This window comes from Fervidobacterium sp. (genome assembly GCF_059913585.1).
Genome location: NZ_DBOLZL010000022.1, coordinates 132995 through 156324 on the forward strand (window position 1 = coordinate 132995; position 23330 = coordinate 156324).

The 23330-nt window shown below is 38.3% G+C and carries 16 protein-coding genes and 2 riboswitches; of the genes, 9 read left to right on the plus strand and 7 right to left on the minus strand.

Annotation, left to right across the window (positions count from 1 at the left end; translation table 11 throughout):
• Positions 1–21 precede the first annotated feature (21 nt).
• The 5 genes from murB to AC3M61_RS08270 form a co-directional block, all read right to left on the minus strand.
• The gene (murB, locus tag AC3M61_RS08250) at positions 22–960 is read right to left on the minus strand and encodes a UDP-N-acetylmuramate dehydrogenase (protein WP_500780390.1); all 939 of its coding nucleotides are present in this window, start codon (positions 958–960) and stop codon (positions 22–24) included.
• Positions 944–4894 carry a GGDEF domain-containing protein gene (locus AC3M61_RS08255; RefSeq protein WP_500780391.1) on the minus strand — a complete coding sequence of 1317 codons (3951 nt, stop codon included), beginning with the start codon at positions 4892–4894 and terminating at the stop codon, positions 944–946. The genes murB and AC3M61_RS08255 overlap by 17 nt, the downstream gene beginning before the upstream one ends.
• A gap of 51 nt (positions 4895–4945) precedes the next feature.
• Positions 4946–8593: a tetratricopeptide repeat-containing diguanylate cyclase gene (locus tag AC3M61_RS08260; protein ID WP_500780392.1), complete on the minus strand. Its 3648-nt coding sequence runs from the start codon at positions 8591–8593 to the stop codon at positions 4946–4948.
• A 185-nt stretch (positions 8594–8778) separates the two neighbouring features.
• Positions 8779–9774 carry a DHH family phosphoesterase gene (locus AC3M61_RS08265; protein WP_500780393.1) on the minus strand — a complete coding sequence of 332 codons (996 nt, stop codon included), beginning with the start codon at positions 9772–9774 and terminating at the stop codon, positions 8779–8781.
• Positions 9771–10574 carry a purine-nucleoside phosphorylase gene (locus tag AC3M61_RS08270; RefSeq protein WP_500780394.1) on the minus strand — a complete coding sequence of 268 codons (804 nt, stop codon included), beginning with the start codon at positions 10572–10574 and terminating at the stop codon, positions 9771–9773. The genes AC3M61_RS08265 and AC3M61_RS08270 overlap by 4 nt, the downstream gene beginning before the upstream one ends.
• Before the next feature lie 144 nt (positions 10575–10718).
• On the opposite strand from AC3M61_RS08270, the gene AC3M61_RS08275 reads away from it, so the two are divergent.
• The gene (locus AC3M61_RS08275) at positions 10719–11807 is read left to right on the plus strand and encodes an alanine/ornithine racemase family PLP-dependent enzyme (protein ID WP_500780395.1); all 1089 of its coding nucleotides are present in this window, start codon (positions 10719–10721) and stop codon (positions 11805–11807) included.
• Here the strand turns inward: AC3M61_RS08275 and AC3M61_RS08280 are convergent.
• Together AC3M61_RS08280 and glnA are read right to left on the minus strand one after the other, a co-directional pair.
• Positions 11794–13503 (minus strand): YgiQ family radical SAM protein, encoded by a 1710-nt coding sequence (locus AC3M61_RS08280; protein WP_500780449.1) that lies wholly within the window; start codon positions 13501–13503, stop codon positions 11794–11796. The two genes, AC3M61_RS08275 and AC3M61_RS08280, sit on opposite strands and share 14 nt — an antisense overlap.
• A gap of 17 nt (positions 13504–13520) precedes the next feature.
• Positions 13521–14840, minus strand: coding sequence for a type I glutamate--ammonia ligase (glnA, locus tag AC3M61_RS08285; protein WP_500780450.1), 1320 nt, complete (start codon positions 14838–14840; stop codon positions 13521–13523).
• A gap of 298 nt (positions 14841–15138) precedes the next feature.
• Here glnA and AC3M61_RS08290 point away from each other — a divergent pair, with 298 nt between their 5' ends.
• The 8 genes from AC3M61_RS08290 to AC3M61_RS08325 all read left to right on the plus strand — a co-directional run bounded on the left by AC3M61_RS08290 (position 15139) and on the right by AC3M61_RS08325 (position 23267).
• Positions 15139–15597, plus strand: a complete 459-nt coding sequence (locus tag AC3M61_RS08290) for a FeoA family protein (RefSeq protein ID WP_500780396.1) — start codon at positions 15139–15141, stop codon at positions 15595–15597.
• A gap of 5 nt (positions 15598–15602) precedes the next feature.
• Positions 15603–17504: a ferrous iron transport protein B gene (gene feoB / locus AC3M61_RS08295; RefSeq protein WP_500780397.1), complete on the plus strand. Its 1902-nt coding sequence runs from the start codon at positions 15603–15605 to the stop codon at positions 17502–17504.
• Positions 17501–17917 carry a hypothetical protein gene (locus AC3M61_RS08300; RefSeq protein WP_500780398.1) on the plus strand — a complete coding sequence of 139 codons (417 nt, stop codon included), beginning with the start codon at positions 17501–17503 and terminating at the stop codon, positions 17915–17917. The genes feoB and AC3M61_RS08300 overlap by 4 nt, the downstream gene beginning before the upstream one ends.
• A 40-nt stretch (positions 17918–17957) precedes the next feature.
• Positions 17958–18125: riboswitch (cobalamin riboswitch) on the plus strand.
• A gap of 58 nt (positions 18126–18183) precedes the next feature.
• A complete protein-coding gene (locus AC3M61_RS08305) occupies positions 18184–19092 on the plus strand; it encodes an ABC transporter substrate-binding protein (RefSeq protein WP_500780399.1) in 909 nt (302 codons plus the stop codon).
• A 3-nt stretch (positions 19093–19095) separates the two neighbouring features.
• Positions 19096–20097: a FecCD family ABC transporter permease gene (locus AC3M61_RS08310; protein WP_500780400.1), complete on the plus strand. Its 1002-nt coding sequence runs from the start codon at positions 19096–19098 to the stop codon at positions 20095–20097.
• 85 nt (positions 20098–20182) lie between these two features.
• Positions 20183–20310, plus strand: a riboswitch (FMN riboswitch).
• A 106-nt stretch (positions 20311–20416) separates the two neighbouring features.
• Positions 20417–21574 carry a bifunctional diaminohydroxyphosphoribosylaminopyrimidine deaminase/5-amino-6-(5-phosphoribosylamino)uracil reductase RibD gene (gene ribD, locus AC3M61_RS08315; protein ID WP_500780401.1) on the plus strand — a complete coding sequence of 386 codons (1158 nt, stop codon included), beginning with the start codon at positions 20417–20419 and terminating at the stop codon, positions 21572–21574.
• On the plus strand, positions 21517–22128 hold the full coding sequence (locus AC3M61_RS08320; RefSeq protein ID WP_500780402.1) for a riboflavin synthase: 612 nt from the start codon (positions 21517–21519) through the stop codon (positions 22126–22128). Before ribD ends, AC3M61_RS08320 begins: the two co-directional genes overlap by 58 nt.
• On the plus strand, positions 22086–23267 hold the full coding sequence (locus AC3M61_RS08325) for a bifunctional 3,4-dihydroxy-2-butanone-4-phosphate synthase/GTP cyclohydrolase II (protein WP_500780403.1): 1182 nt from the start codon (positions 22086–22088) through the stop codon (positions 23265–23267). The genes AC3M61_RS08320 and AC3M61_RS08325 overlap by 43 nt, the downstream gene beginning before the upstream one ends.
• Positions 23268–23330 lie beyond the last annotated feature (63 nt).

The window sequence follows — 23330 nt, forward strand, 5'->3', positions numbered from 1 at the left end:
TTTTTTATGATTTATTATAATTTACCAGATTTCGACTTCTGTTTCTAATTCCACACCGTAGAATTCTTTAACTTTGCCTTTGACAAAATCAATCAGTTTCAAGACATCCGAAGCCGTTGCGTTTCCTTTATTAATTATAAACCCAGCATGTTTCTCGGAAACTTGTGCGCCACCTATCTGATAACCTTTCAAACCAAGTGATTCTATAGCCGTTCCAACGTAAAAATCAGGTCTTGGTCTTTTAAAGACGCTACCGGCACTGGGATATTCTAATGGTTGCTTCTCGTATCGTTTGCGCATAGTATCAATCATAAGTTCATGAATACTTTTCTTGTCGCCTTTTGTTAACTTTAAAACTGCTGAGAGTATTATCAGAGATTTTTCGTGTTTGAATATACTATCCCTGTAACTAAATTGTGCCTCAGAAGGGCTTATGTTTATAACACTTTTTCCATCAAATGCTTTGATACTAACAATATTCTGAGCCATTTCCCAACCATAGCATCCGGCGTTCATGTAAACAGCCCCACCAACACTACCAGGCAATCCAAAAGCCTTTTCCAGACCTGAAAGTGAATGTTCAAGCGCCAATAAACAAAGACTTTTAAACGACATTCCAGCTGATACGTTAATCAATTCATCGTGGATTTCTATGGAATCTATTCTTTCTGTTGAGATAACGGCAAAATCTTTTTCCTCATCCGTTGGGATTACATTTGTACCCTTACCAATTATTCTGAAATCGACCTCATATTCTTTTAGTATCTCTATCGTTTTTAAAAAAGCCTCCATTGAACTTGGAATTATAAAAAGTGGAACACTTCCACCGAGTCTAAAACTAACGTGATGTGAAAGTTGTTCATTAAAAAACAGGTCACAGCCTAAATCCCAAAGTTTCTCAATCAACTTCTTGTTAAAGCCCCTGACCTGTTCGTTAACTGCGTCATGCGTGTAATCCACCGCTCATTCCCTCCGTATACACAACAATTTTGTCTTTTCCCGTGTTCTTAGCATGGTAAAGTGCGATATCCGCTTTTTGTATCAGCTCTTCAGGGTCGTTGACCTTGCATAGAGGATAAACGGCTAACCCGTAGCTCAGGGTAATCTTAAATGGAAATTTATCCGAATCCCTAGTTAATCTTCTCAGCCTTTCAACAACAGTCTTTGCTTCTTCCTCGCCGGTCGATGGGAAGAGTAAAACGAATTCTTCGCCACCGAAACGTCCTACAACATCTGTTGAACGAACATTGTCTCGCAATATTCTTGCCACTTCCTTTAGGACTTCGTCACCTGTAAGGTGACCGTACGTATCGTTTATCTTTTTGAAATTATCGATATCGCACATAACAACACTTAATTCTCCTTGCTCGGACTTAGCCTTTTCGAAGTAATGGTGCAACAGTTCACTAAAATGGTACCTCGTGTAGAGTTTTGTGAGAGGGTCTATTAAGCTTCTTAACCATGTCAGTGTTCCTTTCATAACAGCTACAAAACTGTACTCAAGTAATTGTAAGATCGGTAGAAGCTCTTTCTTGTATTCTTCAGGAAATCGAACCTTTTGATTCGAAAGCCAAAGTTCATATACTGCGTTTTTGTCAATTTTATCGCTAACAAAAATCTCTAACGGAGCTACGCTTAAAGTCTCCCTAACGGGTTTTTCTCCATCTGGTGTTCCAAGACTCGTTTCGAAGGTTTTATCCAGAACCTTATCGTAAAGCCTAAACAAAAGGCTTTTGGCGGGTATCAGCAACAGAATCTTTGAGGCGAAGTAATTTAAAAGTTTTTCCGGCTCTGTTTTAGGGTCAATTGCTTTTAAACTAGAGAGCAAATCGTAAGAAAGCCAGCTCAGCTGCTTTGATTGCTTTTCTTTTTCGTCTTTTTCTATTTTGACTCCGTATAGTTCACATAGCGTTCTAACGGCGTTTTCGAGTCCAATGTCTTTGTAGATAGTTATTGCTTTAGAATAGTATGACCTTGATTTGTATTCATTACCGAGAGCTTTATAGTAATGACCAAATCCCTCGTACACCATTGCCAAGGATAACAAAGCTCCATCAAGCACGTAGTTCGTTTCAAGATATTCAAGTTCCTCTTTGAATAGTTCAGGAACAGTTCTTGCCAACTCGAGTCCCAAAACTGCTACTATTTCTTCTCTAAAATACCTAGAACCAGCGTCTCTATACTTTTTCCACTTTATTGGAAATTCTTCAGTCCCAGCGGCAGAGATAACCTCGACTATCTCCTTTGTACTTTCATCATATTCCTCGCTACTCAACACACTTTGTACATACTCCAGTGATTTATTAAGGTTTCGTGTTATAAAGTGAACGGCAAAGATATCAAATGAAGTATCCACACCGTAACGTGCCTTTACGCGTTCAATATGTTCAAGAGCTTCTTCGACTTCGAAATTATAGCTATGATAGTATGCCTCTAATGTTTGTGCGAAGATTATCTCATTTCTTAGATTTAACATTTCAAGTTTTGGTTCTAATTCAGCAATACCGGATACGAATTCTCCTATCTTACCTGCATAAAGCGCATGAGAAAGCATGTTTAACCTTGCTAAATAGCTTCGAGCAGGCAAACCAATGTTTTCAGCAGCCTCTACTGCTCGTTCAAGATACTGCATAGAGATAGTGGTGTTTGTAATCTCAACAGCGAGGTTGTTATAAATCGATGGGAGTTTATGTGCAACGTTGTAATCAAGTGCCAATTTTTCAGCTTTTCTTAAATACTCCAAAACTTTTGATGGATTCGAGCGGGCTATAATCGATATAAATATGTAAATGTCAATGAGAAGCCTCACGTGCAATGGATTGTTTTCGTCAAGTTGTTCCATTATTCGTTTTGCTCTTTCATAATAATCTTTTCTTCCAAGAGCTTGTCCCGCTTCGGACCTTAGCAATAAAAACTCACGCTTCAAATTACCAAACGGACCAAGGTCAACGTTCGAATTTTTCAGAAGTTCTACAGCGTTCTTGTAGTCGTAAAGTAAGTAGTATTTGAACGATTTAAAATAGGTGTATATCTTTTTATCAGGTATATCTAACTCGCTTATATAACTTTCGTCTTCTGTTCGCTCAGCGAGTTCTAATAGGAACTTATAATAAGCGTAAGATTCTCGATTTTTAACGATTCTTCTTGCTTTTTGCAACACACTGTATACAACAGATGGTGATGCGTAAAAATCAAGAAGCTCCCTTGCGTACTTTAGGTAAGCAACAGCCGCCGACACCTCGTTTCCTGATGCTTCCAAATGCCAAGCTTTTTTCTCATAGTCAGACAAAGAAGACGCCAATTTTTTGTGGAGTTCTAACCTTTCCTCTTCAGCAATAGATTCGTATAGTATTTCCCAATACTGCTTAAGTGTGAAACGGATTGTATTGTATTCTCTATAAAGTATTCCATCTTCTAAAAGCGTTGTCAAATCTATATCCTCACCCAATAACTTCTCCAAAATTTCTACTTCTACTTGTTTGAACTTTTGTCCGAGAACTGAAAGGTATTTCACATTCGAGTTCTTGTATTTCTCTACCCTCTCGACAAAAATAGATTCGACTTTAACTTCTTCAAGTTTTTCCACATCAAAAACAAACCCCTCATGTTCTTTTCTTAGCACATCTTGTTCGTAAAGGTATCTAAGGTATTCGACAATAAGCCCTGGTAACCCTCCACTGGCAGCATAAAGCCAGTCAACAAGGATTTCTTGATTTTGTATTTTTATGAAAGAAGAGTCTAGAAGCTTTTTTATTGTGCTTTTGTCAAATGTTTTTAATTCAATACGAAGTTGAAAGTCCTCCGAATCCTCTACAGAGAAAGCAAGAATTTTTATTTTCCCAGTATTGTCCAATCTTGCGATTCTTCTTAAGAATGATTTCAATCGCTCATCTGCTTCCTGATAATCATCAACGAATATAACCACGTTTTCAAGGTGTCTCAGAGCTTGAACTACATCTATGCTTACCGTATCAATAGTGCAAACGTTTTCCAAGCAATACGATAAATTGGAAACAAGTTTCTCTGATACTTTGTCTGAACAAACTTGCAATGTCTGTGCAATTAAATCAGACCCGATGCTAACATGGAGAAAAGGTATCCCTTTTTGCCTAAAGTGACTCTGTAAATTTTCAATCATAGTTGTTTTACCAATTCTTTGTGGACCAATAACACCTATGAAGCCTTGGCCTGGCATTGGTGAGAGAACAAGTTCAAATATTTCATTTTCCTCTTCTCTGTGAATTCTTCTTATAGTCAGAACCTTCTTGGAACTAAGCACATTTTGGAAAGGAATCTCCTCAACATAATCTCTTTGATTTGGCTCATCAACTATCATTTGTTGAGCGATTCTTTTGAGTTCTTCGTTGCTTGTTAAGTCATATATTATTTTTCCAAATACATAGATTGTTGACTTATCCGTTATTTCTCTTTTGAAGTACTCAGGCGCAGCGAATACTCTCCCAGTCTTCACCGATTTTTCAACATGTTCAGAAGATTGTATCAGTGGTAGAAATATCCTAATTTCATCGTTAACAATAACTATGTCATCTAACCCTATATAAGGAATAGTGAGACCAGGAATATGTAAAACTGTCTTCATTATAGAAAGCAACTGTGGAAGGAGTTTCTCAATATATTCGTATCCAAATCTACTGATAGAATCATAGGAAGGAATATCATATACAAGAATATCTCGTTCGCTCTCTTCAAAATAAAAGCTTTCAGGAACTAAAAGCCCATGAACATTGCGAGCTAGTTCTGAACGCAGAATAACATTTGCTTGAGTTTTAATCAAGCTTTTTTCTACGAATTTCGCTACCTTTTTGTAACCCTCAATTTCAACTATATAATCACTGCTCCAGTAAGTATCACCAATGTATTCAAGTATTTCCAACTTATACCACGCCTCCCACCAAATTTAAACTAAAGAACTTTCAAAAGACACTTAGGAAAAGCAGACTCTGTTCTTTCCAGTTTCTTTAGCAATGTACAATCTTTTATCTGCAAGCCCTATAAGTTCAGTTATGTTGTGTTTTTCGGAAGAAGATGCAACCCCAAAACTTATTGTTACTTGAAACCCGAAAATATCATAAGAAATCTTTTCTATTACTTTTCGAATGCTTTCACATATTTCAACACACCTTGCTTTGTCTACTTTCATCGCACCAACGAATTCTTCGCCTCCGTACCTTGCAACAATTCCTTTTTCTTCAATACTATCTTTAAGAATAGCTGCAATATTTTTAAGCACAATATCACCAGTCAAATGACCATAAGTATCGTTAATTTTTTTGAAATTGTCTATATCCGCTATGAAGACACTTATTTCTTTTTCATTTTGTGAAACGGCAGGTTCTTTCATATATTCTTGCAAGATTTCCAAAAACCTCCATCTGTTGTATAGTCCTGTCAAAACATCCCTCGTTGCCCTTTCTCTATATATTATGCCCCTTACTTGGCTTGCAAACAACTCATCCAAAAGTATTATCTTGTCCCATACATCTTTTTTATCTTTTTCCGATAACATAAAGTAGTTGCTTGAGAAGAATATTAAATACTCGCTATCCTTGTCTACATTATCCTTGATATACACCTCAAGAGGGTCAAATCTAACAGTGCTTTTCTTTTCATCAAATGGTGCAATACCTATAGATAAACTGAGATTTGTTTTTTTATCCCTTACTAACACAAAAACATGCTGAGGTTCGAAAAGGTTAATCAGTATATTCGAGAATATCCTTAGAAACTCATCTAATCCTATCTTTTGGTCAATTGATTTTAGTATCTCGAGTGTATCAATTATTTCGTTTTCCACTGTATCTCTACGGAAATCAATGAACAAACTGTCCTTCAAAGACTGGTTAAAGTCTTTTCCAATTCCCAAATCAAAAACAATCCTCGCGATTCTTAACTTTACTAAGTCACGTTTCATTTCGTTACGACTTAGCTCATAATATTTTTGCTTAGCCAAAAGTATGTAAAGCAATGAGAGTTTTGTCATTTCCGAAGTATAGAAACTGTCCCATCTGTCAAGTTCATCAGCCAATCTTTCTTTGTCAACTTTGAAAATTTGCTCTGTAAACAGGTATAAAATCTCTTCTCTTAGCAAAGTGTAGTTCGATGTAATATAATCATTCCATGCCCTAAAGAATTCTTTGTCATCCTTAGCCAGTATCATTGCGGTGAAATATTCAAAGGCCCTTGTATGAATTGCAGGATTATCCTGATATCTTTGGATCAACTCTTTTGCATTTTCTCTATTCCCGCAAAGCATTTCATGGAGGATCAGGCTCCGCAAAGAGTGATGAGGTAAATTCTTCTCAGATTCAATCTCAAAAGCTTTCTTGAAGTATTTTAAACCTTCTTCGTAACGTTGCAGATATGAATAAACCATACCATGGAGTCTGTACAAAAAGGATAAGTCAGAATAACTTAGGTAATCCTTAAGAGAGTTTTCTAACAAGGAAAATTCAGTAAATAGTTCTTTGAACTTTCCAAAGTAGAGTAACTCACGTGCCAGATTGAGCCTCGGAGTCAAACTGCGGCGTGTGTATCCAATTTCACCAGCTATTCTTAGGGCTTCTTTGAAATACATTATGGAGAGTAGATATCCATCGTACACCATACCAAAAGAGTTATATATACTTACTAAAAGATGTTTCAAATTGTACTGATTGGCAATCTCCAGCGCTTGGTTTAGATACACAGTAGCTTTTTTCCTATTTGTGTATACCAAAGCGTTGCCAATTAACCATAACCATTCCGCCTTTAACTCAGCCCATTTTTCATTCCAAATTTTCATACTTTGAATCTCTTCAAGGTCAGGACCAGCATTTGATAGTTTGTCGTAATATGAAAGGTATGCTCTTTCTCTGATAAAAGATAGTTGTAATGACTTGTATTTTGGCAATTCGAAAGACCTCAAAATATTGTCAGTATAAGAAATGCAGTCTAAGTATCTTTCCTCGATGAATAGTTCAAGGGCTTTTAGGTATGTAAAAATTCTTTTTTCTGGAAGCTGTATGTCTTTAAACTCAAAACCAATCCCTGCTCGATTTTGAAGCTCAAGTCTCAACTTGTGGAATGCATATGATTCATCTTTACTACTTTTCTTCAGGATTTCGTAAGCTCTGTATAAAACATCCGACAGAAAAGAAGGAGAAAATGTGTATTTTTCCAATCCTACCTTCACAAACTTAAGATAAGTGACCGCAGCGGAAAGTTCTCTACCAGCCAACATGTAGTGAGAAGCAGCTTTAAGCGCGTATTGATTATATGGGCTAATGTGTCTACTGTACTCTTTTGCCATCATTTCATGAATTAGTTTTAATTGTGCGTTATCTTCCATTTGAAATGTGAAATCGTAATCAACTATATACTCACCGTCATCTGACCTTACAATTTGTTCTTTTAACAAGTTTCTTAGCATACTTTCTCCATCTTTTCCTGTGACTGAACTGAATATCATCAGGTCTTGTCTATCGAATTCTTTGCCTAAGACTCTTACCAAAAACAAGTCTTCTGCCATACGTGAAAATTTCACTTCAAAATCCTTATCAGATAAATTCTTCTTTGGTACTTCAATACTGAAAGTTTTATCCGGTTGCTTCGATTTGTAAGTCAAAACAACCGTTTTAATTTCAGAATTCTTCAAAATTTCTAAGAATCGTCTTACAAGGTAATGCGGTTCGTCAACATCCTTGACAATCAATATTATCTTTCCGAATCTCTTGAAAATATTAATCAGTTCACCAACTACTGTGTCAAATTTGCAAACCGAATATAAACACTTCACCAAGCCCGAGAATTCTTCTTGTGATAATTCATCCCTTTTTTTCAAAAGCAACTGTCTTAGAACGTTTGTAAAATCATCGCCTATGTAAAATATCGCCTCGTTTTTTTCTGTAAAGCGGTAATCAATTCTTGCAATGTAATCCTTAAATAAACGATAATATCCGTTTGTATCAATTTGGACCACCGTGTAGTTTTTCTTAGCGCTCGTGATTTCTGAAATTATCTTGTAAAGTGTGCCATCGCTTAACATATCTTTTTCTAAATCATCAACGGTAACACTACAGCTCTTAAGTTTTGAAACTATACTTGCTTTCTCTCCGTTTTCATCAAAAAGTTCAATCATCTCGCCCAAAATGCGCATTGTTGAATTTTTATCGTAGGTGCCATTTTTAATATACTCTTCATCAACGAAAACACAGATAAAACCTTTTGATGATTTTATCATTTTGGAACTATCCATTAACTGCTTGTAAAATTCCGAAGTAAAGATTACTGGAGGTCTAAAGAAAAATTCTCCTGCATACATGAAGATATCGAACAAGCTTATAGCAGGAAACGGGGGGATATTACCAAGCAAGACAAATTTTGCGATTCTTAGAATTGACTCTACAAGTTTTTTTCGTTCTTCATAAGATAGCGAGACTAATTCACCTGAGGATTTTATGATATGTTTTTCACCTGAGTACTTGAAGAATACGACTATACTTTCATCTGTACGTTCTACCGTGACAGGGAGTATAAATCTCTTAGAAAATGTGTAACTGTTTAAATGGACTACAAAGTCGTGAAAGTCATTCACAAAATCTTTGCTGATGGTCCATTTTAAGATAGTTACTTCCTCTGTTTCAGTAATCTCTTCTTTGCAAAGTAAATCTCTAATGAGTGCTAAGTTACAGCTTAAACGCGTATTTATCCCCCCTGGGCTTTAGGAAAAACACCAACAAACACTTAAAACCTTTTTGTTTCACTGGTGATGTTGGTTGTTTAAATATTCTTAACAGCCTCTAATTGCGTGTTAAACATCAACTTAGCTTCCCTAATAACTTGTTCTACGATAACGGATAATTCTCCTTTCAACGTACATCCTGCAGCCCTTGGATGTCCACCGCCACCTAAAAGAACTGCAAGTTTACTGCAGTCAAACCAATCCTTGGAGCGGAAGCTTATGTGTACCTCGTTCTTTTCATATTCAGAAAAGAAAATAGCAAGTTCTACACCCTGTATTGAACGTAGTTCTCCTACAAAACCACCACTGTCGTCTTCTGTACAGTTGTTTGATTCATAGTCTTCTTTCGAAAGGTAAGAATAGACTATCTGTCCATCGTTTTCTGTTCGGATGTGTTCCACCATCGTTGAGAGTAGTTTGAATTGCTCAATTCTTTTATTTTCGAAAATCCTTGAAACCAGATATGCTTTTCCGCCCATAGATACAAGTTTTGTCGCATCTGCAAAGACAGTTTCGTCAGCATTGGAGTATCTGAAAAAGCCTGTATCCGTGGCTATTCCCATAAGGTTGATTGTGGCAAGTCTTTCATCGTACGGCACCCCAAGTTCCGTGTTAATCCTGAGAACCATTTGGGCTGTAGAACCAAACCTTGTGTCAACCCAATTCAGCGTTCCAAAAAGTGTATTTGTACCATGGTGGTCAACTACAGCCGTTCTGACTTTTCCAAGAGACTCCTGAAAACGCCCAATCCTATCAGGACTTGATGCATCAACAATTAGCATAAAATCTGGTTCAAAACCGCTGTTGATTACTTCATCGTAACCCTTAATAATATTTGTCTCATCAAACTCGTAGAAATACCAAGGAATTCTCCAATCAATACCCGCCAATACTTCCTTGCCTAGTTTTTGGAGCCCCAACGTAGCGCTCAGAACTGAGCTTATATCATCGCCATCAGGCATTATATGTCCAACAACCAAAACCTTTTTAGCAAGATTAAGTTCGCCTACTATTGAAAGGAAATCGCGATTCATTCAAGCACCTCCAAAGCTTTCTTAACTACTTGTGTAAATTTTTCCTTGACCTTGTTAGCGACCTCAACAACTTCCTCATGTGACAAAGGTTGGTCAAGTATACCGGCTGCCATATTTGTCGCACAAGAGAATACTAAAACTTTTATACCAGCGTGTGCACAAACGATTACTTCTGGAACTGTCGACATCCCTACTAAGTCAGCTCCAAGTTTTCTAAAAGCTCTTATTTCCGCCGGTGTCTCATAAGTAGGACCAGTTACAGCTAAATAGACTCCTTCGTTCATGTCTGGAAAAACGCTCTTTACTTTTTCCATCCATGTTCTGTCAAAAGCTCCAAGCATGTCTGGGAACCTTGGACCTATCTCTTCATCATTCGGACCTCTCAGAGGATTTCGGAACATAAGGTTTATAACATCCTTAACCAAGACTATGTCACCAGGCTTGTAACTTGTGTTAATTGCACCTGCAGCATTTGTGATAAGCATCCGCTCTATTCCGAGAAGTTTTAGCGTGTGTATAACGACCTTTATATCACTTGGATTCCAACCTTCGTATATATGAAATCTACCATTCAAAACAACGACCTCTTTACCGAAGAGTTCACCGAAAATTAATTTTCCCTCATGTCCAGGTGCAGTAGAATAAGGAAAATTTGGAATATCTTTGTAGTTTATATGTGTAGCGTTCTTTACCTCATTAGCCAAAAAACCTAATCCGGAACCAAGTATAAGTGCTATCTTGGGTTTTGAAGAAATTCTCAAAGCTATATACTCATATGCTTCTTTTACTCGCCTATCCACGAAAATCCCTCCTAGAAATCTCTTTGCATTATCTCATTCTTGTTTTAAAATTGAGTTGTAGCTTTCATTTTTCATCTTATTATACCACAACTTCTTTAAAACCAAAGCCAAAAAAACGTGAAAGATTGAAAGGAGGAGCAAGTTATGATAAAACCAGAAACACGATACCCGCGTATGATAATAAATCTTTCCGCAATAAGAGAGAACGCTTCAAAAGTTGCTCAGCTTTGCCATTCAAGGGGCATAGAACTTGTTGGAGTTACGAAACTTTCGCTTGGAAATCCAATAATTGCAAAGGTAATGCGCACTGCTGGCGTCGACAAAATTGGAGAATCTCGGCTGAAGAATATTCTAAATCTTTACCAAAATGGTGTTCCAGGTCCTTTCCAGTTGCTAAGGATTCCAATGCTCTCGGAAATTCCCCAAGCTGTTCGTTTGGTAGATGAATTCCTGGTTTCTATGCCTGAAACTGCTTTTGAGATTGATAAACAAGCAGGAGAATTAGATAAAAACGTGAGCATTATTTACATGATAGATGTTGGAGATTTAAGAGAAGGGGTGTGGTTTGAAAACGCACTTGATGAAATTCTCTCAGTTGCGGGAAAACTAAAGCACGCTATTTTAAGAGGAATAGGAACAAACGTTGGATGTTACGGTGGGGTTTTACCAACAAAAGAAAATATGACCGTGCTTGTAGAAATCGCGAAAGAACTAGAATCTAAACTTGGATATAAGTTGGTAATTAGTGGTGGAAGTACAGTTACGCTTAGTCTTTTAGAAAATGGTGTTTTACCAGAAGGAATTAATCAATTCAGGGTAGGGGAAGGCATAATACTTGGAACCGATGCTACGGGAGACAGGGATATTCCATATCTAAGACAAGATACAGTAATTCTGGAGGCTGAAGTTATAGAAGTAGATTACAAACCGTCTGTTCCTGTTGGAGAGTTGGGGAAAGATGCGTTTGGAAGAACACCACAATTTGAAGACAAAGGATACAGAAAAAGAATTATACTTGCCGTGGGTGAGCAGGATGTTAAACCCGATGGATTAATACCTCTTGTAGAGGGCTTGCATGTTCTCCACGCATCAAGTGATCATTTGATAGTCGACACAACAGAAAGCACTGAAACATTTAAATTAGGAGACATTGTTCGTTTCAGAATGAGCTATGGCTGTGCATTGAGAGCTTTCACAAGTCCATATGTAGAAAAAGTCTTCATCGAAGATTGATGATGTTTTCCTTTAGTGCATTTCTAACCTTGTCTCTTCTTTCGACGTAAATTTCTTCACCAGTGAATGGGTCAAAACCAGTGTAGTATATCGTTGTGCTGAGTGTGCCAGGAGTAGGCGTGAATATCTGCACTTGCTGAGGAACATAACCAAGGTGTTTCTTTATGAATTCCCTTAGGTAAATGTTTTCCTTTTCACTCTCCCCAGGGTGAGCAACTATGAAATAACCAATAACGTATTTCTTTTGTCCTTTTCTTTTTGCTGCTTCTTCGAACCTTTTTTTGAACTCTAAGAATAACTCAGCAGAAGGTTTTCTCATAATTTTTAGAACATACGGATGAGCGTGTTCAGGTGCTAACTTAAGTTGCCCTGATGTAAAATCAACCAAAGACGATATTATGTAGTCTGCGTTTTTTGAAGCAAGAATCAAATCATGTCTTATACCAGAGCCTACGAATACATGTTTTACCCCTGGGATACTTTTAACTTTCTTCAAAAGTTCAATGAATTCATCAGTTGCGTCATTTTTACTTTCCCCCGACAAGGATAACTTACAAACGTTAGGTGCTAGACAACTTCTAAGACATTGGCCTTTGGTATTTCTAACCGGACAAGACAAACCAAACATATTTGCGGTTGGTCCACCAATGTCAACAATAGTTCCACGAAACTCAGGCATTCTGGTGAGAATCTTAACTTCTTCAATTATTGAATCAACTGAGCGTGAAATAACATGTGTTGTTTGGTGATTTGTTATTGCACAGAATGAACAGTTTCCAAAGCAACCTCTCACAGCTGTAATGGAAAACTTTACAGTTTCTATAGCCTTTACCGGCCCTTTGGCAAGATAATAAGGATGAACTCTCCTGGTATATGGTAGCAAATAAAGCTCATCTAACTCATCTTGTGTTAAGGGCAAAGCTGGAGGATACTGGATAACGTATCGATTGTCGTGCTTTTGAACAAGCACTACCTTTTTCAAAGGTTCGGTATTTTCGACCATTATCCTATAAGCTTCTGCATACTTTCGTTTATCATTTACAACCTCTTCATATGATGGAAGATGAATGAGATTCAAATTTTCTTTTAAATCTAAACCTTCCAAAGAGCTCTTCCATATAACGGTTCCAGAAATACCATCAAGGCTCTTTCCCGCAGCTATCCTTTCAGCTATTTCCAAGATAGCGCGTTCACCCATTCCGTAAACTAAGATATCAGCCTTTGAATCCAGAAGTATCGACTTTCTAACCTTATCACTCCACCAATCGTAATGTGCAAACCTTCTGAGACTTGCCTCAATACCGCCAATAACTATTTTTATATCCTTGAATACTTGCTTAATCCAGTTCACGTACTGTATGACTGCCCTATCTGGACGCTTGTTATTAACACCACCTGGAGTGTAGTCATCACTTTTTCTTTTCTTACGTGACGCTGTGTAGTTTGCAACCATTGAGTCTACGTTTCCTGATGTAACCCCAAAGAACAAATTAGGTCTTCCAAGCCTTTTTATATCATCTGGACCTTCCGGTTGTGCTATTATTCCTACCTTGTAACCCCTCGCTTCCAACAGCCTACCTAATAAAGCAACTCCAAAGGACGGGTGATCCACGTAGGCATCACCCGTCACTAAGATAACATCTAAACTTTTTAAATTTCGCGCTTTTATTTCTTCCTCTGTCGTTGGTAAAAACATCTTTAAGTCAGAATTTTTCATATATTCTCGTATTTCCTTCTCTCCCATTCAGTGACAGTGGTTGAATATTCCCACCATTCTCGCTCTTTCAATTTTAAGAACTTTTCCCAAATATGTTCGCCAAGGACTTCTCTAACAAGCTTGCTATTTTCAGCCTCGTTTAGTGCTTCTTTTAAATTCGCAGGTAGTCTGTAAATACCACGTTTTTGCTTTTCACTCTCGGACATCTGATAAATGTTTTCCTCAACAGCCGCCGGAGGTTCTATCTTGTTCTCAATCCCGTCCAAACCAGCTGCAAGAATTACAGCAAATGCCAAGTACGGATTGCATGATGGATCCGGAGACCTGTACTCGATTCTCGTTGCTTTTCCTCTTGCTTTTGGTATCCTTATCAACGCTGTTCTGTTTCCCTTACTCCAAGCAATGTTCACGGGAGCCTCATAACCAGGAACAAGCCTTTTGTAACTGTTGACCGTTGGGTTTGTTATCGCCGTTATTTCTCGCGCATGTGCAATCAACCCACCTATGAAGTATTTCATAACTTGAGACATCCCATCAGGAGTACTTTCATCATAAAAGGCGTTTTTCCCATCAAGTGTAAATAAGCTCACATGAACATGCATTCCGCTACCATTTACACCAAAGAACGGTTTTGGCATAAACGTTGCATAGAGATTGTTCTTTATTGCAAGCGTTTTTATTACAAGCTTCACAGTCTGAACGTTATCAGCTGCAATAACAGGTTCTGCGTATCTAAAATCTACCTCGTGTTGTGAAGGTGCAACCTCATGATGAGTAGTCTCAACATCCAGTCCCATTTCCTCTAAGTGAACAGATACTTCCGTCCTGATATGCTCTGCAATATCAACTGGTAGAAGGTCAAAATAACTACCGCTGTCTAAGAACTCGAAAACGGGTCTGTTATTTTGTCTAGGAAGGATGAAAAATTCAACCTCTGGACCTGCGTAGGGAATGAACCCCATTTTTCGAGCCTTTTCTTCAACAAGCTTTAACCTATATCTTGGGTCACCATCAAAGGGATGTTCGGAATCGCTGTAAACATCACATATAATTCTCGCACTTCTGTGACCGTCAAATGTCCAGGGAAGCATAGCAACAGTTCTCAAATCTGGTTTGAGATACATATCAGATTCATGAAGCCTTGCAAACCCCTCAACTGAAGAACCATCAAACATGATACCCGATTCTAAAGCTGTTTCGAGTTCATCAACAGGGATTTCAACATTTTTCATCATCCCGTTTATATCCGTAAACTGCAATCTTACAAACCTGACCTGGTTTTCTTCCACAAACCCAAAAAGCTCCTCACGAGTCATCTCTTTGTTCGACGCCATAACTTTCCCCCCACCTTTCGTAATCTAAAAATAGTGAGTAAAAACGCGTAATAACAACTATAACTGTATTTTATCACTTTCACTATTGGCAGTCAATTATAACCACACATTTCGGGTAATTTCGTCCAACGCAAAGTTAACACAAAAAAGGAAGATGCGCTATGTATCAAAACATTTTTCGTTGACACTTTTTCCTTTCCCCTTTATAATATTATTGAGAATTATTCTCAATAAAACTCTGAAATCATCCTTCCTAATTCCAAAAAGCGAGGTGAGATATGTGAAACTGTCAGAAGTGCCTGTTGGTGCCAAAGTAGTGGTTGAAGATGTAGAAGAATCCGAAATTTCGCCAAAGCTCAGAGCCATTGGCATCTTGCCCGGGGTAACGATAACAGTAGTAAAGAATGCGCCAATGGGTGACCCGAGGATGTACAAGGTTTTCAACAAACTTATAAGTTTGAGGTACTCAGAAGCAAGTCTTGTTGAAGTCGAGATACTTAAAGATTCAGTTATACCTCTTTCAAGTGCCATCCCAGGATTATATAAAGTAAAACAAATTCTGGGAGGGTACGGTATACATCGTTGGTTATCGAAAATTGGAGTAACAGAAGGTTCAATTATCAGATTACTTGAGGATAGAAGGGTTGCTACGGCGCTGGGAACCTTTGATATCGGATTTGGGAAGCTTTCAAAGATACTGGTAATAAGCGCTGAAACTCAATCCGAGCAAAGGAGTTGAAAGCTATGGTGATAACTGTAGGCTTATTGGGCAATCCAAATGTTGGAAAGACTAGCCTTTTCAATAGATTAGTGGGAGCGAGGCAGTATGTTGCTAATTGGCCCGGGGTTACAGTTACAAGGATTGAGGGAGCTACAGCTTACAAGGACTACACTTTACATTTTGTCGATTTACCAGGTGTTTACAGCCTAACGGCTACATCTGTCGACGAAAAATTGACAAGAGATTATCTACTTTTTTCTCCACCAAATGTTACTGTCGTTGTGATAGATAGCATGAGCCCTGAGCAAGGGATGTTTTTACTCTTAGAAGCTTGCGAGTTAGGATTAAATGTAATCGCAGTCTTTAATGCCATTGACGAAGCGAAAAAATTAGGAATAAAGATTGATAAATATTCGCTTGAAAAATTTCTCAGAGTTCCAGTAGTGCTTACATCTGCCCACACAGGCGAAGGAATTGAAGAGCTTAAAGAAAAGATTGTGGAATCCTTCAGAAAAACAACGAGACCTATCGTAATAGATTATGGAAACGAAACTGAAAAAAAGATTAAAGAAATAGAGCAATGTGTAGAAGAAACTTTCAATAAGAGATTTACTGCAATCAAAATCATTGAAGGCGACAAATACGCAAGGGGTTTTTTGAAAAAAGATTGTCCGAACGATATATTAGACACGATTTCTCAGGAAATCAGAACATCAATACCTTTGACGAAATACGAATACATAACAAACGTTGTCCAGCTTTCGATTCAAAGAACAGACGAAACACTTACAGTTACAGAAGCACTCGACCACGTTTTGACACATAAGTATATAGGTATTCCCATATTCTTGGCTCTAATGTACTTGGCGTTCAATTTTACTTTCAAGGTATCGGAACCTTTGGTAGGGTTACTTGAGTACCTTTTTGAAAAAATCGCAGATTCTGTAGGAAGTGAAACTATAGTAAGTTCATTAATATCGCAAGGAATCATAAGTGGTGTAGGTAGTGTTTTGGCTTTTGTCCCAAGTATCTTTGCGCTCTTCTTTGCACTTGGAATCATGGAAGAGAGCGGTTATCTCCCACGAATAGCCTTTTTAGTCGACAAGTTGATGTATTCATTGAGATTAACCGGTAGGTCTTTCATGACATTGCTGTTAGGTTTTGGGTGTAACGTAAGCAGCGTCATGGCAGCCCGCGGGTTAGCGGACGAACGCGAAAGAGTTACAACTATCTTGGTTTCACCTTTCATTAGTTGTAGTGCAAGGATTCCCGTGTATTTGCTAATCGTAAGCATTGCATTTCCGAACCACAAAGCAGAAGCGTTTTTTGCAATATATGCTTTGAGTCTTCTTCTCACAGCTTTCTCATCGAGGATAGTAAACAAAGTTATCCTGAAAGGACAATCCGTACCTCTTGTTATGGAATTACCTAGGTATAGATTTCCTAAGCTCTCAAATGTTTTGACTTACGTCTGGAATAGAGGAAAGCATTTCCTTGAAAAAGCTGGAACGATTATTTTTGCTGCAAGTATTGTAATTTGGGCGTTAACTTATTTTCCAGGTAGAGGAAACGTAGATAACAGCTTTGTTTCTATGCTTGGAAAATTCCTTCAACCATTGTTTGCACCTTTAGGATTTTCATGGCAAATAGTGTCAGCTCTTATATTTGGCGGAGTTGCAAAGGAAGTCATAGTATCTTCACTTTCCCAATTTTACGGCAATGTGTCTAATATTCATTTCGACCCTCTCGTAGGTGCGACACTAATGACCTTTATACTTGGTTATATGCCATGTTTTGCTACACTTGCAGCAATAAAAAGCGAAACGAACAGTTCAAAATATACATTATTTGCAATCTTTTACAGTCTTGCTATTTCCTACCTGCTTTCGTTGGTAGTATACACAGTAGGAAGGTGGATATTATGAGAAGTATCAACAGAATGCTTGCAGTGATGTTAGTTCTTTCCGTGGTAACTTTCGTTTTATACGTTGCCGAAGGACAATACGTATTCTCCTTGGTGATACTGTCGTTTATGTCCGTTCTAATATCAGGTTTCCAAGAATTTGGAAGTAATGCGTACACTTTTAAAATCGCACACTTGTATGTTGCAAGCATACTTTTCTTGATTGCTGCAGGATATGTATTCTTCGCGTTCGCATTTTCTATAGTTAATATCCTTATAGACGAAGAAATCTATAAACCGAGTCCTGGGGACCTTATGCTCCTAATTACAGGTGCATACTCAATTATATACGTGATCCACTTACGAAAATCGGCGTTAAAATCTAATAGAACAGGTTCAATAAATACAGATGCCAATAAAACCTGTTGTCACTGATTAATGGTGGTAGTATAATAGTACCTGAAAACAAGTTAAAATAAACCTCCCTTCGTATGTTCAAGGGAAGTCCGGTGAAAATCCGGCACGGGGCCGCCACCGTGAGCGGGGACGAAACCTGCAAAATGCCACTGGCTTTAAAGCTGGGAAGGCGCAGGGAGTAGGATGATCCGCGAGTCGGGAGACCTAACATACGAAGGAAGGTAGCCATCCACCACGTAGCCTGGGGATGGCAACAAATTTTTGCAAAGAGGGAGGGTTTTTGTATGGTCAAGTCGTTTTCTCTTGATTCTCTGAAAAAGCTTTTCGTGATATTCATGCTTATTGTAGGAGTTCTTTCATTTGCTATTGCGGTCGTTGATGATGCCGGAAGGATTGTGAATATTCCAATGCCACCACGAAGAGTTGTCTCGGCTGCCCCAAGTGCGACAAGATATCTTCAAGCTCTTGGACTCGAAAACCGTATCGTTGCTGTTACTACTTGGGATAGCTACAAAAAGGCAGAGGATATAGGGAACATGGTGCCTTTAAACATCGAAAAAATTTATTCTCTCAAGCCGGATCTCGTTATCATGTTTGGTGGTTTCCAATTCCCAGAAGTGGAAAAGCTAGAAAAAGCTAATCTCACAGCTTATGTTTTAAACGCAAACACTTTAACAGATATAATTAAAGCTGTTGGTCAACTAGGGGCGATTTTCAATGTCAAAGCCAAGGCTGACAAAATTGTCTCTGAGCTCAGAGATAAGATGAAAGAAATGGGTCAAAAAACTTCAAAAATCCCATTGGAGAACAGACCGACCGTGTTTTTCACAATAACCACACCTGATGAAAATGCAAAACAACTATGGACAGCAGGAACTGGTTCGTACATGAACGAACTCATTGTCATCGCCGGTGGTAGAAATATAGCAGCTCCATACACGGGAAATAATGGATGGTTACCTGTAAGTTGGGAATGGCTTGTTAAAAACGACCCAGATATCATAATAATAGGTGCATACGGTGACCCAAAAGAAGTCGAAAAAGCCGTGAAAAACCATCCAATAATGAAGAATTTAAAAGCAGTAAAACAAGGTAAAGTTTTTGTAGTTGATGGTGATGAAGTTAGCCAAGCAGCGCCACACTTGTTTAATTATCTAGATGTTTTCTACAGTTTCTTCTACGGAGGTAAGTAATAATTGGCTAGGGACAAAAACTGGTTCCAAACGCTGGGGGGGTATTCCCTCCCCTTTATTTTCGTCATTGTATTTGTTTTCAACTTGTCCTTTGGAACAGTGTATGTAAGTCCTTTAAAAATATTTCAACTTCTCCAACAAGAAAGCGCTGAGAAATACATGGTATGGAACCTAAGATTTCCAAGGGTCTTAATGGCAACATTAACAGGGATAGCGTTATCGTTGGTAGGAAACATATTTCAAGCAATAATGAAAAATCCACTTGTCGACCCTTATCTTATTGGAACATCTGCCGGCGCTAGTTTTGGTGCTCTGTTAGCAATATACTTTATTGTAAACTCTATTGCATATGTGAGTGTTCCTACGATGAGTTTTATCTTTGCAGTGCTTGCCTCAAGTCTTTCCATATTACTAGCGAAAAAAGGTAGTGTCGTACCAACAGTTCATCTTGTTTTAAGCGGCGTACTGGTTAGCACCCTATTTTCTGCAGGTAGTATGTTGCTTTTAAACATTGCAAATAAATCCCTCGTAACGGGACACGTTTGGCTTTACGGTTCCTTCTCCGGGATGACTTTCCGAGATTTGATTGTCCCTGCATCTTCTTTGGGAGTGTTTGTTACTTTGGCTTTCACACTAAGCAAACAGCTGGATGTTATGACCCTGGGAGAAAAGGAGGCAAAAAGTTTAGGAATCAATGTGGAAGCCATAAAATGGACATTTTACTTGCTTGGTTCATTTGTTACTGCTACGTTTGTCTCCAAAACAGGTATCATAGGCTTTGTTGGGTTGGTAGTTCCACACATGGCACGGACAATTGCTGGTCCCAAACATAGTAAAAATCTCTTAGCAACGGTTTTAATAGGCGGTATGCTAATGTCGGTTTGTGATACAATGGCACGCACGTTGTTAAACCCTATTGAAATTCCAGTTGGAATTATCACGTCATTTATAGGTGCCCCGTTTATGTTTGTCTTGATGAAATGGAAAAATGGGGTTGCAAAGTGATTTATTTTCAGGCTTACAAATCTAAGAGTTGACTAAACTTTACTCTCAAAGTAAAATCGATACAAGAAAGTTAATCAAATCTTTTACGTACTCTCGGGGCAGGGTGAAATTCCCGACCGGCGGTGAAAGCCCGCGAGCCCTCTACAAATGTAGAGGGTTGATCCGGTGGAATTCCGGAGCCGACGGTGAAAGTCCGGATGGGAGAGAGTACGATAGATAAGTTACCAGCTTGCCATACTTATCTATCCTGGTAACAACAAAAATTTAAGCCCCGAGAGATTTTCTCGGGGCTTTTTATTTTAAACTAGGAGGGAATTTCATGGACAAGCATAGAGCGCCTAACGATGAGTTTTATATGAAAATAGCTCTAAGGTTGGCTAAAAAAGGACTTGGTTTTGTTAATCCAAATCCCCCTGTTGGAGCGGTAATTGTAAAGTATGGGAATATAATAGGGAGAGGGTATCACACACGTTTTGGTGCTCTTCATGCCGAAAGAGAAGCTTTGTTAGATGCCAAGAAAAGAGGGTTCGATGTATCTGGTGCAACAATGTATGTAACGTTGGAACCTTGTGACCACTACGGGAAAACACCGCCATGCACCGATGCAATTATTGAAAATGGAATAAAAAGGGTAGTTATCTCGGCAAAGGACCCTAATCCAATCAGTGGGGATGGGATTAAAAAACTGATGAAAAATGGTATCGAAGTTATGGTTGGGGTTTTGGAAAATGAAACAAAAGAAGTTGCAAAGTTCTTCTTCAAATACGTTACCACCGGTCTGCCATACGTCACAATTAAATATGCTTCCACCCTTGATGGAAAGATTGCTGATAAAATTGGAAATTCAAAGTGGATTACTCAAGAACTACGAAGAGAAGTACACAAATTGAGAGGTATTCATAAAGCTATCTTAGTCGGTGCTGAAACCGTGCTAAAAGATAACCCCATGCTCAACGTTAGACTTCCAAAGAGGAAATTCAAAAACCCAGATGTTATTGTTCTTGATGAGAATGGAAGAATCTTAAAAAAGGTTATTTCTGACATTGATAAATTTGAGCTTTTTAATCCTGACTACCATAGAAGAGTTATTATTTTTTCTTCAAACCAGTATCAAAACGTCGAGCTTCCAGGGAATGTAAAAGTAAAGACTCCAGCAAGTCCATCTGTCGAAAACATCCTAAAAGAGTTGGCAAAGGAAGGTATCGATTCTTTGTTAATTGAGGGTGGTGCTTCTGTATTTTCACAATTTTTGCCATACGCGGATGAGGTATACGGATTCTACTCAACCAAAATATTTGGCAAAGGGAAATCGATTTTTGAACATTTGGAAATTCCAGTCGAGGAAAGTGAAATACCCTTCGAAATTCAAAAGGTAAAAATAGCTAAGAATAGGAAAGAACTAATGGTGGTGATGAGGAGATGTTCACAGGAATTATTCAACACGTATGCAAAGGATACTTTGATGGTAAGAGGTTGATTATTGAAAACCCTTGGCGATGTCCCAAAGACAGTTCACAGTGCATTGTCATTGGTGAAAGTATATCCGTCAATGGTGCATGTTTAACTGTAGTTAAAGTTGACGAAAACCTACACTTCGATGTCGGAGTGGAAACTTTGAATAAGACAAACCTGCGTTTTGAAAAGTATTTCAACTTAGAACGGGCGTTACGAGTTGGAGATTCGTTGTCTGGTCATTATGTTACAGGACACGTTGATGGAACAACTATTTTCCTTTCAAAACAAACTGCGAAAAATTCCGTGCTTATGACTTTCAAAAAACCAAGAGAACACTGGGGAATTATACAAAAAGGTTCCATAGCCATCAATGGTGTGAGCTTAACAATAGCAGCTGTATCCGATGAAACATTCACAGTCCAAGTAATTCCACATACTCTCGAGAAAACCAATTTAAAGTTCTTAGTCCCAGGTTCACCTGTAAATTACGAAATCGATATTTTTGCCCGATACATGAAAGGGGTGTTAGATATATGGATGAGGAACTTATACAATCCATCAGAGATGACTTTTTAACTGGCAAACCTGTGATTGTCATTGACGAAGAACGTGAAATTGAAGCAGATTTCGTCTTTCCAGCAGAGTTAATGGATGAACGTATAACCGAATTTTTTGTACGTTATGGAAAAGGTCTTTTCTGTGTTGTTGGTCCAGAAGCAAACCTTCTTAAAAGAGGTTTTTTCAGGCTACCTTCCAATTATGGAGCTAATTATTTCGTTCCCATTGATTGGGGCACTGGGACTGGTATAAGTGCAGTTGAAAGAGCTACAACTTGCAACAAAATCTCCGACGAAAATACAACTCTACAAGACTTCAGATATCCAGGTCATGTAACGTTAATAGGTGCAAAAGAATTCACTGTTCGTCGTGGGCACAGCGAATCTTCGGTCGAACTTGTTAGATTGTTAGGGTTTAGACCTTTCAGTTGCATTGTAGAAATTCTCGATGAATATGGCAACTCTCACAATTTGGAATACGCAAAACTTCTGGCTAAGAAATTCGAATTAAAGGTTCTTACTATAAACCAGATATGGAAATTATACGTAAAGCATGAACAACTCATAAAAGTAAAATCCATGGCAAAGTTACCAACAGAGTACGGCGAATTTGAAATCTATGCTTTTGATAACAAACTTGATGGAAAAGAGCACGTAGCAATTGTAAAAAAATGGTCTGACCAGTCAATTCCAATTGTCCGGATCCATTCCGAGTGTTTTACAGGTGACACACTTTCTTCGCTAAGATGCGACTGTGGTAGTCAGCTTTCAAGCGCATTAAAAAGGATAGCCGAAAATGGCGGAATATTGATTTACCTAAGACAGGAAGGAAGAGGCATAGGTCTAACCAATAAAATTAAAGCCTACAACTTGCAAGACAAAGGAATGGACACCTACGAGGCAAATATTAAGCTTGGTTTCAAAGCGGACCAACGCGACTATGCTGCTGCCTACCAGATACTAAAATCTCTTGGTGTACAGAGGATAGTATTACTCACAAACAATCCAGAGAAGGTTAAACAGCTTGAGGACTTCGGCATCTACGTAGAAAGAACAGAGAGACTGTTTGGCAGAGTAACGGAACATAACAAATTTTACCTGAAAACAAAAATGGTAAGATTCAATCACTTATTGGAAGGCTTCGAGGACTTAGTTTAAGAATCAACATATGCTTTATTATGGAAAAAACGAAAAATTTAAAAGGAGGGTAAAGAGAGCCTA